Annotated in this window: 13 protein-coding genes; 4 read left to right on the top strand and 9 right to left on the bottom strand. The window is 69.7% G+C overall.

Annotation, left to right across the window (positions count from 1 at the left end; translation table 11 throughout):
- Positions 1-67: 67 nt before the first annotated feature.
- The 3 genes from ASF34_RS09755 to ASF34_RS09745 are packed head-to-tail and all read right to left on the bottom strand — an operon-like array spanning position 68 to position 2,165.
- Positions 68-277 (bottom strand): TOBE domain-containing protein, encoded by a 210-nt coding sequence (locus ASF34_RS09755; RefSeq protein WP_018041720.1) that lies wholly within the window; start codon positions 275-277, stop codon positions 68-70.
- Positions 278-289: 12 nt separating this feature from the next.
- Positions 290-1,072 (bottom strand): molybdate ABC transporter substrate-binding protein, encoded by a 783-nt coding sequence (gene modA, locus ASF34_RS09750; RefSeq protein WP_056160768.1) that lies wholly within the window; start codon positions 1,070-1,072, stop codon positions 290-292.
- 37 nt (positions 1,073-1,109) lie between these two features.
- Entirely contained in the window at positions 1,110-2,165 is a 1,056-nt protein-coding gene (locus tag ASF34_RS09745; RefSeq protein ID WP_018041718.1) for an NAD(P)-dependent alcohol dehydrogenase, read from the bottom strand.
- A gap of 207 nt (positions 2,166-2,372) precedes the next feature.
- On the opposite strand from ASF34_RS09745, the gene ASF34_RS09740 reads away from it, so the two are divergent.
- Positions 2,373-2,723 (top strand): winged helix-turn-helix domain-containing protein, encoded by a 351-nt coding sequence (locus tag ASF34_RS09740; RefSeq protein ID WP_018041717.1) that lies wholly within the window; start codon positions 2,373-2,375, stop codon positions 2,721-2,723.
- Between the two features lie 27 nt (positions 2,724-2,750).
- Here the strand turns inward: ASF34_RS09740 and ASF34_RS09735 are convergent, their stop codons facing one another.
- The 4 genes from ASF34_RS09735 to ASF34_RS09720 form a co-directional block, all read right to left on the bottom strand.
- Positions 2,751-3,671, bottom strand: coding sequence for an alpha/beta fold hydrolase (locus ASF34_RS09735; RefSeq protein ID WP_056160766.1), 921 nt, complete (start codon positions 3,669-3,671; stop codon positions 2,751-2,753).
- A 1-nt stretch (position 3,672) separates the two neighbouring features.
- A complete protein-coding gene (locus ASF34_RS09730; protein ID WP_056160764.1) occupies positions 3,673-4,680 on the bottom strand; it encodes an SDR family oxidoreductase in 1,008 nt (335 codons plus the stop codon).
- A 133-nt stretch (positions 4,681-4,813) separates the two neighbouring features.
- Entirely contained in the window at positions 4,814-5,068 is a 255-nt protein-coding gene (locus ASF34_RS09725) for a hypothetical protein (protein WP_027171111.1), read from the bottom strand.
- A gap of 56 nt (positions 5,069-5,124) precedes the next feature.
- The gene (locus ASF34_RS09720; protein ID WP_056160762.1) at positions 5,125-5,904 is read right to left on the bottom strand and encodes a site-2 protease family protein; all 780 of its coding nucleotides are present in this window, start codon (positions 5,902-5,904) and stop codon (positions 5,125-5,127) included.
- Positions 5,905-6,097: 193 nt separating this feature from the next.
- On the opposite strand from ASF34_RS09720, the gene ASF34_RS09715 reads away from it, so the two are divergent.
- The 3 genes from ASF34_RS09715 (at position 6,098) to ASF34_RS09705 (ending at position 8,593) form a co-directional block, all read left to right on the top strand.
- On the top strand, positions 6,098-6,931 hold the full coding sequence (locus ASF34_RS09715) for an alpha/beta hydrolase (RefSeq protein WP_056160761.1): 834 nt from the start codon (positions 6,098-6,100) through the stop codon (positions 6,929-6,931).
- A gap of 10 nt (positions 6,932-6,941) precedes the next feature.
- On the top strand, positions 6,942-7,325 hold the full coding sequence (locus tag ASF34_RS09710; protein WP_187273525.1) for a restriction endonuclease: 384 nt from the start codon (positions 6,942-6,944) through the stop codon (positions 7,323-7,325).
- Positions 7,326-7,465: 140 nt separating this feature from the next.
- Complete coding sequence (locus tag ASF34_RS09705; RefSeq protein ID WP_443136530.1) at positions 7,466-8,593, top strand: acyltransferase family protein; 1,128 nt, start codon at positions 7,466-7,468, stop codon at positions 8,591-8,593.
- Between the two features lie 2 nt (positions 8,594-8,595).
- Here the strand turns inward: ASF34_RS09705 and ASF34_RS09700 are convergent, their stop codons facing one another.
- Together ASF34_RS09700 and ASF34_RS09695 are read right to left on the bottom strand one after the other, a co-directional pair.
- Positions 8,596-9,498, bottom strand: coding sequence for a response regulator transcription factor (locus ASF34_RS09700; RefSeq protein ID WP_056160759.1), 903 nt, complete (start codon positions 9,496-9,498; stop codon positions 8,596-8,598).
- A complete protein-coding gene (locus ASF34_RS09695; RefSeq protein ID WP_056160758.1) occupies positions 9,491-12,925 on the bottom strand; it encodes a hybrid sensor histidine kinase/response regulator in 3,435 nt (1,144 codons plus the stop codon). Before ASF34_RS09695 ends, ASF34_RS09700 begins: the two co-directional genes overlap by 8 nt.
- Between the last annotated feature and the right edge of the window lie 69 nt (positions 12,926-12,994).

Raw genomic sequence — 12,994 nt, 5'->3', positions numbered from 1 at the left:
GCCCCTGCGGGGACCGCCTCTCCCTGCGGAACGAAGGTGCCGGCCAGGATGAGGCGGATGGGATCGCTCAGTCGACGGCGATCATCACGTCGGAGGATTTGACGACGGCATAGGCCTCGCCGCCCACGGTGAGGCCGAGCGCATCCACCGACTCGTTGGTGATCGAGGCGGTGACGACGGTGCCGTCGGCGATCTCGATCTTCACATGGGCGGTGGTGGCGCCCTTCTCGACGGCGACGATCTTGCCCTTGAGGGTGTTGCGCGCGCTGATCTTCATGGTGTTTCCCTTTTACCGTGCGGAATTGGGGCCGAGGATGGTGAAGCCTTGGGCCTCGAAGAAGGGCCTCGCCTCGGCGCTCTTCAGGAAGTCGAGGAACTTGGCGGCCCCCTCTCCCCTGGCCTCGGCCGTGACGGCGAACGGGTACACCACCGGGGGATGGCTGTCCGCCGGAAACACGCCCACCACCTTCACCCCCGGATCGGACTTGGCATCGCTCTCGTAGACCACGCCCAGCGGCGCCTCCCCGCGCGAGACCAGCAGCAGAGCGGCCCGCACGTTGTCGGCCTGGGCGAGGCGCGGCTGCAGGCCTCCCCACAGGCCGAGCGTCTCGAAGGCGGCTTTCGCGTACTTGCCGATGGGCACCGAATTGACCTCTCCGGTGGCGAGACGACCGTCGGGTCCGAGCGCGGCGGCGAAGCCCTCCGCGGTGAACGGCACGTCGGCGGTCGCGGCATCCTTCGGCGCGATGACGACGATGCGGTTGCCGAGCAGGTTCACCCGGCTCTCGGGGCGGATCAGGGTCTTCTTGCCGAGATAATCCATCCATTCGAGATCGGCCGAGGCGAACAGATCGGCCGGCGCACCGGATTCGATCTGCCGCGCCAGGGCCGAGGAGGCGGCATAGCTCGCCTTCACCTCGACGCCGCTCCTGGCGGTGAAGGCCTTGCCGGCATTGTCGAGGGCGTTCTTCAGGCTCGCGGCGGCGAAGACCGTGGCCGTCTCGGCCGCCCTGGCGGCAGGCGCCAGAACGACGAGACCGGCGAGCACGAGGGCACGGAAGGCGTGGCGCATGAAGGGGAGCTTCCCGAAGACAGGCAGGGACGGATCGTCAGGCGGCTTTGGGCAGGGACGCCATGTCGATGACGAAGCGGTATTTCACGTCGCTCTTGAGCATGCGGCCATAGGCCGTCTCGATTTGGTCGATGGGGATGATCTCGATGTCGGAGGTGATTCCATGCGCGGCGCAGAAATCGAGCATCTCCTGCGTCTCGGCGATGCCGCCGATGAGCGAGCCGGCGAAGTTGCGCCGCCGCCAGATCACGCTGAACACGTTGACCGAGAGCGGCTTCTCCGGAGCGCCCACCTGCACGAGGGTGCCCTCGCGCTTGAGCAGGCCGAGATAGGCGTTGATGTCGTGGTCGGCCGCCACGGTGTCGAGGATGAAGTCGAATGTCTCGCCCTGTGCCGCCATGGCGTCGGGATCCTTCGAGATCACCACCTCGGAGGCGCCGAGCCGCCGGGCATCGGCCTCCTTGCCGGGCGAGGTGGTGAACAGGACCACATGCGCGCCCATGGCGTGGGCGAGCTTGACGCCCATATGGCCAAGGCCGCCGAGCCCCACCACGCCGACCTTCTGCCCGGCCTTCACGCCCCAGTGGCGCAGGGGCGAATAGGTGGTGATGCCCGCGCAGAGAAGGGGGGCGACGGCGGCGAGATCCAGGTTTTCGGGGATGCGCAGCACGAAGTGGCCGTCGACCACGATATGGCTCGAATAGCCGCCGAACGTGTGTCCGCCGGTCTGCGGCTCGGGGCCGTTATAGGTGCCGGTGAAGCCGGGCACGCAATACTGCTCCAGCCCTTCTTTGCAGCTGTCGCATTCGCGACAGGAGGCGACCATGCATCCGACGCCGGCGAGGTCGCCCGCCTTGAAGGCCGAGACCTCCGCGCCGACCCGCGTCACCCGGCCGACGATCTCGTGGCCGGGAACGCAGGGGTAGAGCGTGCCGCCCCATTCGTTGCGGGCGGTGTGCAGGTCCGAGTGGCAGACCCCGCAATACAGAATCTCGATCTCGATGTCGGAGGGGCCCGGGTCGCGACGCTGGAAGGTGAAGGGCGAGAGCGGCGCTTCCGCGCTGGTGGATGCGTAGCCGGTGCAGGTGAACATGCTCGTCTCTCCGCGATCTGCTGGCCGAGGCGGCCCGGTGCCACCCCGCCCCATCCTCGCCCGACCTCGTCATCGACGAAAGTCCCGGCATGCCGCTATATACATCTGAACATACCGGTCGCTCAAGGATTGATCGCCCGACGGCCTGGCCTATCGTCGATCCTCACCGGAACGATTCCAGGGTGTGGCCCGGCGAGGGGCGGTGAGATGGCGACGTTGAGCATCCGGATCGATCTCGGCCCCGGGAACCGCCTCGGACCCGGCAAGATCCGCCTCCTCGAAATGGTCGCCGAGCACGGTTCGATCTCCGCGGCGGGCCGGGCCCTCGGCATGTCCTACCGGCGCGCCTGGACGCTGATCGAAGCGGTGAACACCGGCTTCGGCCGACCGGTGGTCGAAGCGCAGATCGGCGGCAGGAGCGGCGGCGGCGCGCGGCTCACGGCCTTCGGGACGGTTCTGGTCCGCGATTACCGCGCCATCGAGGCGGCGGCGGAGAAAGCGGCCGCGCCGTACCTCGACGCCCTCGACCGGGAGACGGTCGCGGCTGGGGGCCGATGATCGGGCAACGCTCCCCAGCGGCACCGTTCACGCCTCGTCTCCACGTCTGCGCTGGATGTCCAGCGCCGCCTCCACCACCGCGTCGACCTCGAAATGGTGCAGCATGTGGCCGAGGCCATGCAGCCATCGGAAGGTCGCGTCCGGGATCAGGCGCGCGGCTTGGCGCCCGTGCATCAGCGGGTTGGTGACGATGTCGGCGCTGCCGCACAGGATGGCCACGGGCACGCGGCAGGTGGCGTAGCCGAGCGCGCTGCGGGAGAGGTCGCTCCACAGCATGTTGGCGTTCTCGCCATCGGCGACCAAGCGCCGGGACTGGCCCGCGAGGCCGAAGGGGAATTCGGCGGCGAAACGCGCCGGCATCGGCTGCGGCAGGAACATGGCCCGCCACAGCAACGGCATCAGGAGAGCGTCGCTGCCGGCGAGCATCTTGGACAGCGCGTCCCCGCCCATCGGGCTGGCGCGCGGCCCGAACAGGACCTGCTCGAGGCGAGGCTCGGGAAAGCAGATGGGTGAGATGGCGACCACGCCGGCCGCCTCCTCGGGATAGGCCATGCCGAAGGCGAGGCAGACGGCCCCGCCGAAGGAATGGCCGACGAGGACCGGACGCCGGAGCCCCAGGCCCCGTGCGACCTCACGGACGATCTCGGCCTGCCGCCAGACCGACGCATCGCTGAAGGGGATATGCTCGCTCTCGCCGTGGCCGGGGCGGTCGATGGCGACCACGCGGAAATGCCGCGACAGCGCCTCCATCGGGCCGAGCCACATGTCGTCCAGGGTCATCACTGCGCCGTGGACGAGGATCAGGTCCGGCCCCGACCCCGCTTCCACGTAGGCGATCCTCGGCCCGGCCGGGATGTCGAGGAAGCGGCGTGGCGGCCTGTCCGCCCGGACCGGCGCCGTGGAGGACGATTCATCCCGCCGGGACCGGCCGTCGATCACGCCCACCATCTCAGGACCGCCTTCGCGGGGACGGCTTGCGGCCGAGGAGAAGGGCGGCGGTGGCGGCCAGGCCCGCCACCGCGCTCAGGGTCACGAGGGGATGGAGTGTCGCCCGGGTATAGGCGCTCGATCGCATGACGGGAAACGGCGGCGAGCCCCTGACCGCGCCGGCACCACGCGGAGCGTGCAAGGCTCCCTCGGAATGCTCCGCCGGCTCGGATCGCTGCTGGAGCGCGATGATGGCGGAGGCCAACCGGTCGTAGGCGCCGGGCGCGAAGTCCTTGCCCATGACGAACAGCTTGCCGCCGCCACCCACGATGATGTCGCGCTGGCCATGCTCCGCCGCATGAAGGATCGCGTTGGCGACCTCTTCCGGCGGGTAGATCGGCGGCGGCAGGGTCGGGCGCCGGTCCATGTAGTTGCGGGCGCGGTCGGGGAGCGGGGTGTCGATGGAAGCGGGCTTGATCAGCGTCACGGTGACCGGCGCATCCTCCGCGATCAGCTCCATGCGCAGCGTGTCGGTGAAGCCCTTCACCGCGTGTTTCGAGGTCGCGTAGAGGCCCTGGAACGGGAAAGCGAGGTCGGAGGCGATGCTGCCGACATTGACGACCGCTCCCCCGCGCCGGCGCAGATGCTCGACCGCGATCAGGGAGCCGTTCACCGTGCCCCAGAGGTTCGTCCGGATGAGCCGCTCGTGGTCCTCCTGGGCGATTGCCGAGAGCGGCCCGTAGACGGTGAGGCCGGCGACGTTCACCCAGGTGTCGAAACCGCCGAAGGTGGCGATGGCAGCGTCGGCGATGGCCTGGACATCCTCGCGGGACCCCACATCGGCCACGACGGAGACGGCCCGGCCGGGGCCTCCGAGTTCCTCGCAGAGTCCGGCGAGGACATCCCCGCTCCGTGCGGCGAGGACGACACGTGCGCCCCGCGCGGAGGCAATGCGGGCGGTGGCGAGGCCGATGCCGCTCGATGCCCCCGTGATCACGATCACCTGCTCGCGCAGGGGTTTATGTCTCATCGGCGAGGGCTCCCGGTCGCTGCAGGGGTTGGAAACAACCTCCAAACCTACGCGTGAGCCGGGAGTGCGTTGCCGGCAGCGCCGGCCTGCGCGGTTTTCACGCGCGCCCGCCCCTCACCCGCCCGTGAGCCTGTCAGCCTCCGGTGAGACTCTCGGCGAAATCGTCGGGCACCTCGCCGAACTGGCCGAGGATCGTCGCGCTCTCAAGCTCGCCGGTCTCGTCGTCGGCCACCACCTTCAGGGCGGCGGTGCCGGGCATGCGGCCGGACATGGCCTCCGCCTTCTTCAGGGCGCCGCTCTCGGTGGGCGCGACCTCGCGGTCGCCGGGCACGAGGCGCTTGCGCTTGATCACGAAGGTCTGGACCACGAACGTCGTCTTCAGGGCCATTGCCGTCTCCGTGGGCCGCACCGCCCTCCCTGCCTCATAGGCCGGGCGCGGACGCCTTACCAGAGACGGATCAGGCCGTAGCCGACGCGCGCATCCACGATCGCGATGCCGAGGAGGCCGATGATCGAGAGGCTGGCGCGGAACACCGCCGGGCCGAAGGCGCTGGAGAACAGGAAGAGGCCCGCCAGGATCAGGTTGACGTGCAGGGCCGCCTGGTCGGCGACGCGGCGCACCGGCTCGGGGAGCCAGGGCTGAAGGATGCCGTAGCCGTCGAGGCCCGGCAGCGGCATCAGGTTGAGGATGATGGCGGTGCCCTGGAACAGGGCGGAGACGGCCAGCACCGCCCGCAGCGTGTCGGACTCCTCGCCCGTGAGGGAATAGAGCAGGGCCAGCGCGAGGAGGACGAGGCCGTTCATCGCCGGGCCGGCCGCCGACACGGCGGAGATCCAGACCTTGCTGCGCAGGAGATGGGTGTTCACGAATACGCGTCCGCCGGGAAACCCGATCCCGCCGAGGATCGTGAACAGCAGCGGCAGGACGATGGAGGAGAGGGCGTCGGCGTAGAGCCGCGGGTCCAGGGTGAGGTAGCCGCTGCGCGGGATGTCCGCATCGCCCCCTTTCCAGGCGACGAAGGCATGGCCGAATTCGTGCAGGCACAGGCTGAGCAGCCAGCCCGCCATCACGAAGACGAAGGCCGCGCCGGACCCCTCCACGACGCCGGTGCCGATGGCGAGGCCGGTCCCGAGGAAGATCAGGGCGATCAGCAGGAAGTTCGCGCTCGGGCCGACCGGAAGGGTCGCGGCGCGAACTTGGCTTGGCGGAAGCTCTGACGACATCTCACCCCCGATGGAGCCTCGGACGGGCGGCGGCCGGTGACGATCCCGGCCTTCCCTCCGCGCGCACCCCCGCGCGGCACCGTCGCAACGCGGGATGCTTCGTGCGCATGACACGATAAAGTGGTGGTCTCAACAGCGCACCGTCCCCGACGGCGCTTCTCATCCACTCTTCCGTGAGCCAAGCCCGCCCCGCATGACCCTGCTCCGCGTCCTCCTGTTCCTCGCCCTCGGGCTTACCGCCTCGGCCCTCGGCGCCCTTTTCCTGTTCCAGCGTCATCTCATCTATCCCGGCGCTTTCGGGGCCGGTTTCGGCGAGGGCGAGCGCGGGGTGCCGGCCGGGACGGAGGCGGTCACGCTGACCACGTCCGACGGCCACCGCCTCTACGGCCTGTGGCGGGCGCCGGAACCCGGACGCGGCGTGGTGCTGACCTTCCACGGCAACGGCTCGTTTCCCGAGCCGCATGCCGCGCGGTTCTCGAACGGGGTCTGGCGCGCCGCCGGCTGGGGCACCCTCGCCATCGCCTATCGCGGCTATCCGGGCTCCACCGGATCACCGAGCGAGGCGGGCCTCATCGAGGACGGGCTGGCCGCTTACCGCTTCGTGCGCGACCGCGCCCCGGACGCGCCGATCCTGCTCCACGGCCATTCCATGGGGGCGGCGGTGGCCGTCGCCGTGGCCGCACGCGAGCCGCATCTCGGCCTCTATCTCGAAGCCCCGTTCGTCTCCCTCACCCGCCTCGTCGGCGAACACTTCCCTCTGCTGCCCCGGCTGCTCCTGCGCGATACCTGGCGCTCGGATCGCCGCATCGGTGCGGCGGCGGGGCTCATCCTCATCGTCCACGGCACCGACGATCCCGTCATTCCGGCGGCCCATGGGCGCGACCTCGCGGCCCTCGCCGGCACCAGGGCGCGGTTCGTCGCGGTACCGGGCGATCACGTCTCGCTCCTCGGCCAACGCGACGCGGAGGCGGAAGCGACGTTCCGTCCCGTCCTGAGTGCCGAGCCCATTCCGACAATGCCGCGTTGATACCGGCAGGATGGGAGACGGGAATTTGGGACGACGCGCCCGGCAATGGCGGGAGGACGAGGAGACCGGCAACCGCTCGTCCGGCCCCGCGATCTGCCCGCTCTGCGAACGGCCGATCCCGCCGCGCGCCAAATCGAGCCTGCACCACCTCACGCCCAAGCTGAAGGGCGGCGCCAAGGCCGGCACCGTCCGCCTGCATCAGATCTGCCATTCGGCGATCCACGCCCGCTACAGCGAGGCCGAGATCGCCCGGCGTCTGGCCGATATCGAGGTCCTGCGGGCCGACCCCGAAATCAGCGGCTTCCTGGCCTGGGTGCGCACCAAGCCGGACGATTTCCACGCCGCCACGCGGATGACGCGGGCTCGCAAGCTCTCGCGCCGCAAGGTTTCCTGACGCCCCGCCCCCCGGCGCCTCGCTCGCTTCGAGGGTCCGCCGCGGACTGCCCGGCATCCGAACCGTCGCGTTGACCGTGCATCCGGCATCGATCAAGGAAAGCTGCATCACAGGCAGCCGGCCTTGACCCCGGATCGGCCATGCTCGTCCCCGGATTGCGACGGAGTGCAGCTTTGGCCCCAGCGACCCAGATCCCAGGCCCCGGCGCCGAGGAGGCCCTGAGACTCGCCTGGGTCGATGTCGCCAAGGGCCTGTGCATCGTCCTCGTGGTGATGATGCACTCGACCCTCGGCACCGGCAACGAGATGGGTGGCGAGGGCTTCCTCCACAATGTGGTCGCCTTCGCCAAGCCGTTCCGCATCCCCGATTTCTTCCTCCTGTCGGGTCTGTTCGTCGGCCGCGTGATCGACCGGGACTGGCGTCTCTTCGCCGACCGGCGGGTGGTGCATTTCGCCTATTTCTATCTGCTCTGGGTCCTCATCCAATCGGCGGTGAAATACGGCCAGATCGTCGATGGCGCCGGGCCGGGGGCTTTTCTCGCCCATCTCGCCCACGCTCTGGTGGAGCCCTATTCCACCCTCTGGTTCATCTACCTGCTCGCCGTGTTCTCGGTGCTGACGAAGCTGCTGCGGGGCCTGCATCCGGCGCTGCTCCTCGGCGGGGCCGCTCTGCTCCAGAGCCTTCCCCTCGACGGATATTCGGATCTCGTCACCGAATTCTGCGGCCGCTACGTCTGGTTCGTCGCCGGCTACCTGTTCGCGGCCCGGATCTTCCGGTTCGCCGACCTCGTCCGTCGCCGCCCCCGCGCCGCGCTCGGCGGTCTCGCGGCCTGGGCCGTGGTGAACGGCCTCTTCGCCTTCACCGGCACCGGCCACGAGACTTATCCCACCCTGGCGAGCCTGCCCCTCGTCAGCCTCGCCCTCGGCGGGGCCGGGGCGCTCGCCATCGTGGCCGTCGGCGCATTGCTCACCCTCGCCGGGGGGCCTTTGACGGCGGCGCTCAGAGCCTGCGGCGAGCGCTCGATCGTCATCTACCTCGCGTTCTTCCTGCCCATGGCGGCGACCCGGACGCTGATCGTGAAGACCGGCGCCATCGCCGATATCGGGTTGGCCAGCCTCGTCGTGACCCTCATCGCCGTGCTCGTCCCCCTCGCCATCGAACGGGTGGTGCGCCACACGCCTCTCGTCTTCCTGTTCCGCCGCCCGGCGGCGTTCCACATCGTCGCCGAGACGCCGCCGCGATCCGCGAGGACGGAAGCGGCGCGCTGACGTCAGGCCTGATCGTCGATGTAGCGGGAGGCGATCATCGAGGCGGCTGTGCGGTTCTCGACGCCGAGCTTGGCGTAGATGCTCTCCAGATGCTTCGTCACCGTGCGCGGTGACAGGCCGAGGATGTCGCCGATATCGCGGCTCGCCTTGCCCCGCGACAACCAGAACAGCACGTCGGCCTCGCGGGCGGTGATCGGCAGGTTGGCGCGCAGGCGCTCGATGCCGCTGGCGGAAGCATCGCGGGAGAGGCGCAGCAGCACCTCGTCACCGGTCGTTCCGATGAAGCTGAGGCTATGGGCGGCGCCCTCCATATCGGGGAGCGTGACGGAGGCCGCGTTGCCGCCCTTCAGCTGTTCGGCGAGCCAGGAACGGCCGGCCTCGGGCAGGCGCGAGCCCCCGTCGCCGAGCTTGGCCAGCACGCGGGCGGCCTGCGGCGTGCTCCACAGGACGGTGCCCTGGCGGTCCACCGCGAAGAGCGTGCGGCCGGTGGTGTCGAGGGCGGCCCGGGCGCTCTGCGCGGCCCGCGCGCTCGCCAGATGCACGCGGATGCGGGCCAGGATCTCGTCGGGAGCGATGGGCTTGGTGACGTAGTCGCTGCCGCCCGCCTCCAGGCCCTTCACGATATGCTCGGTCTCGGACAGGCCGGTCATGAAGATCACGGGCACGAGGGCGAGGTCGCTGCGCGCCTTCAGGCGGCGGCAGGTCTCGAACCCGTCCATGCCGGGCATCATCGCATCGAGCAGGATGATGTCGGGGGTGATCTCTTCCACCAGCGCCAAGGCAAGGTCGCCGGCCACCGCCACCAGGACGGTGGCGCCGGAGCGCTCGATCGCCTCGGTGAGGAAGCTCAGGGTCTCGGGGGAATCGTCCACGACGAGGACGATGTCGCGCTGCATCTCAGCCATCGCGCATCCCTTCGAGGACGCGCACGTAGCGCCGGAGGTCGTAGGAGGCGACGAGCCCGCGCATCTGCGCGGCGATCTCGGCGGGCATGGCCGACTGGCCTTCGAGCTCCGTCAGCTTGGCCTCGATCCCGCGGACATGGCCGATCCGGCCGAGGCGGATCAGCTCGGCGATATGGTCCTGGCGCAGGGATTCGCCGCCTTGTCCGCTCCGGGGCGGAGCCTCGGCCAAGGCGGGCGCGGGCGGGGCGGGCTGGCCCAGGGCCAGCAGCCGGTCGATCCGCTCCAGGAAGTCGCGCAGATCGAAGGGCTTCGGGATGATCTCGTCATGCGGGGCGTCGTCGCCCCGGATCGGGCTGATCTCGTGGACGTTGGCGGACATGATGGCGATGCGGGAGGTGAGCCCGCCGTCGCGCAGGGCCTTGGCCACGGCCCAGCCGCTCATCCCCGGCATGGCGATGTCGAGGAGGATGATGTCGGGCCGCCGCTCCATCGCCAGGTTCAGGCAATGCGGCCCGTCGGGGGATTCCAGCACGACGAGGCCGAGCGGTTCGAGCACCTCGCGCATGAGGGCGCGGTGCGCGGCATCGTCGTCGGCCACCAGCACCACGCGCGGCGGCCCGTCATGGACCGGCCTCTCCCGCCGGCTGCCCACGGCGCGCTCGGATAGCTCGGCGGGCTTGGGACCGGCCGGGCGGTGCACCGAGGCCAGCATGAGCCGGAGGCTGAAGCAGGTGCCGCGACCGACTTCGCTCTCCACGGTGACCTCGCCGCCCATCACCTGGGCGAGGAGATGCGCGATGGTGAGGCCGAGCCCGGTTCCCGGCGTGTTGCGGGCGGCGGGCAGCGAGCCGCGTTCGAAGGGTCCGAAGATCCGCTGCAGATCGCTTTCGGGAATGCCGAGGCCGCTGTCGCGGATCGAGAACACCGCGACCTGGCTGCGATAGGTCATCTCCAGGGCGACCCAGCCTGTTTCCGTGAACTTGATCGCGTTGGAGAGGAGGTTGAGCAGGATCTGGCGCAGGCGCTTCTCGTCCGCCGCCACCACGGCCGGCAGCGTGGGCGGGCGCGAGAATCGGAATTCGAGGCCGGCGGCGTTGGCCTGGAGCCGGACCATGTCGACGATCTGGTCCAAGAATTCGGCGAGGCGGAACTCGTTGCGGTGAATCTGGAGGCGCCCCGCCTCCATGCGGGAGATGTCGAGGAGCCCGTCGATCAGGCCCGACAGGTGCTGGGCGCTGCGCCGGATGACGCGGATGCCGTTGCGGCGCGGGGCCGGGATGTCGTCGTCGCCCTCGAGCAGCTGCGCGTAGCCGAGGACGGCGTTGAGCGGCGTGCGCAGTTCGTGGCTCATGCCCACCACGTAGCGGCTCTTGGCGAGGTTGGCGGCCTCGGCCGTCTCCTTGGCCTGCTGCAGCTTGGCGTCGGTGATTTTGTGGGCCTCGATCTCGGCCTCGTAGAGGGCGGTCTGGCGGGCGGTCTCCTCCTGCGCCACGCGGCGGCTCTCCTGGGCGAGGACGAACAGCCAGGCGACGATGCCGAGGATGACCACGAGGATGAAGAACACGCTGGTCAGCGCGGCGCGCAGGGTCTCGCCATGCTCGGGCTGGGCGGTGGCGATGCCCGCATGGACGATGCCGAGGATCAGCCCGATCACCGAGACCAGCGTGAGCATCAGGGCGAGGTAGCGCCCGAGAGGCGCCCCGATCCAGGCGGCGGTCTTGGCCGGCATGATCCGGGTCAGCGCGCTCTGGGCCTGTGCCTCCAGACGGCCATGCGGCTTGCACAGATCGCCGCAGCGAGCGTCCAGCGAGCAGCAGAGCGAGCAGATCGGCCCGGCATAGGCAGGGCAATGGGCCATGTCCTCGCCTTCGAACGGATGCTCGCAGACGGTGCACTGGATCTCCCCACGGCCGCCCCAATCGGCGATGGCGGGCCTGGCCAGATAGTAGCGCCCGCCGGTGGCGAAGGCGATGGCGGGCGCCGCCGCGAAAGCGGTGACGAGGGAGAGTAGCGGCGCGAAGTTCTGGAGTCCCGCGCCGAGCAGGCCCGCATGAGCGAGGAAGCCGGCGAGCAGCGCCAGGGCCGAGGCGCCCGTGCCGACCGGGTTCACGGCGTAGAGATGCGCGCGTTTGAACTCGATGCCCGGCGGCGACAGGCCGAGGGGCTTATTGACGGCCAGATCCGCCGAGAGCGCGCCGACCCAGGCCGAGACCACCACCGCATAGAGCGAGAGCGTGCTGGCGAGGGTCTTGTCGATGCCGAGCTCCATCAGCAGCAGCGCGATGGCCACGTTGAAGACGAGCCAGACCACGCGGCCGGGATGGCTGTGGGTCAGGCGCGAGAAGAAATTCGACCAGGCGATGGAGCCGGCATAGGCGTTGGTGACGTTGATCTTGAGCTGCGAGATCACCACGAACAGGCCGGTGAGGAGCACCGCCCCCTCCCGCGAGGGCATGACGTGGCCGAAGGCGACCACGTACATCTGCGTCGGCTCGGCCGCTTGTTCGTGCGGCACGCCCTGTCCCAGGGCCAACACCGCCAGGAAGGCCCCGAGCATGATCTTGAACATGCCGGGCAGGATCCAGCCCGCCCCGGCCCCGAGCACGGCGAGCCACCAGCGCGGATTACTCCCCGATTCGGACGTCTCGGCCGGCGGCACGAAGCGGAGGAAATCCACCTGCTCGCCGATCTGCGCCAGCAATGCGAGGAGGATGCCGGAGGCGAGGCCGAACTGGGCGAGGTCGAAGCCGGAGATCGGGTAGCCCATGAATGTGGAGATCGGGCCGACCGCTTCCGACGCTCCCGGATAGGACAGGAGGTTACTGAGGGCGGGGCCGCCCTTCCACGCGATGAAGCCCAGCGGCAGGAGGTTGAGCCCGATCCAGAGCGGCTGGGTCCAGATCTGGAACCGGCTGATCAGGCTGATCCCGTAGACGACCAGTGGAATCACCACGACCGCGCTGACGATATAGCCGATCCAGAGCGGCAGGCCGAGGCAGAGTTGCAGCGCCAGCGCCATGATCGACGCCTCGATGGCGAAGAACAGGAAGGTGAAGCTCGCATAGATCAGCGAGGTGATGGTGGAGCCGAGATAGCCGAAGCCGGCCCCACGGGTGAGGAGATCGATGTCGACGCCGTAGCGGGCGGCGTAGAGGCTGATCGGCACGGCGGTGGCGAAGATCAGTACGCCCACGAACAGCACAGCCGCCGCCGTGTTGGTGAAGCCCGTGGCCAGGACGAGCGTACCGCCGATCGCCTCCAGCGCCAGGAACGACAGCGACCCCAGCGCCGTCTGCGCCACCCGCAGGCTCGACCAGCGCCGCGCCTTCTTGGCGGTGAAGCGAAGGGCGTAATCCTCGAGGGTCTCGTCCGCGACGAAGCGGTTATAGGCCCGCCGGATCGGGGGAATCTGCTGGCGGCCGCTCATGGGGTCGTTCAGTCTGCCCGGTCGGCGTCACGTGGGGGGAAGGGCCGGCCCGCATGGGGTCACGGGCAA

This window comes from Methylobacterium sp. Leaf106 (assembly GCF_001422895.1).
GTDB classification, from domain to species: domain Bacteria; phylum Pseudomonadota; class Alphaproteobacteria; order Rhizobiales; family Beijerinckiaceae; genus Methylobacterium; species Methylobacterium bullatum.
Note: the sequence above shows the minus strand (reverse complement) of the source record. Positions and strands in the feature narration are given on the sequence as shown.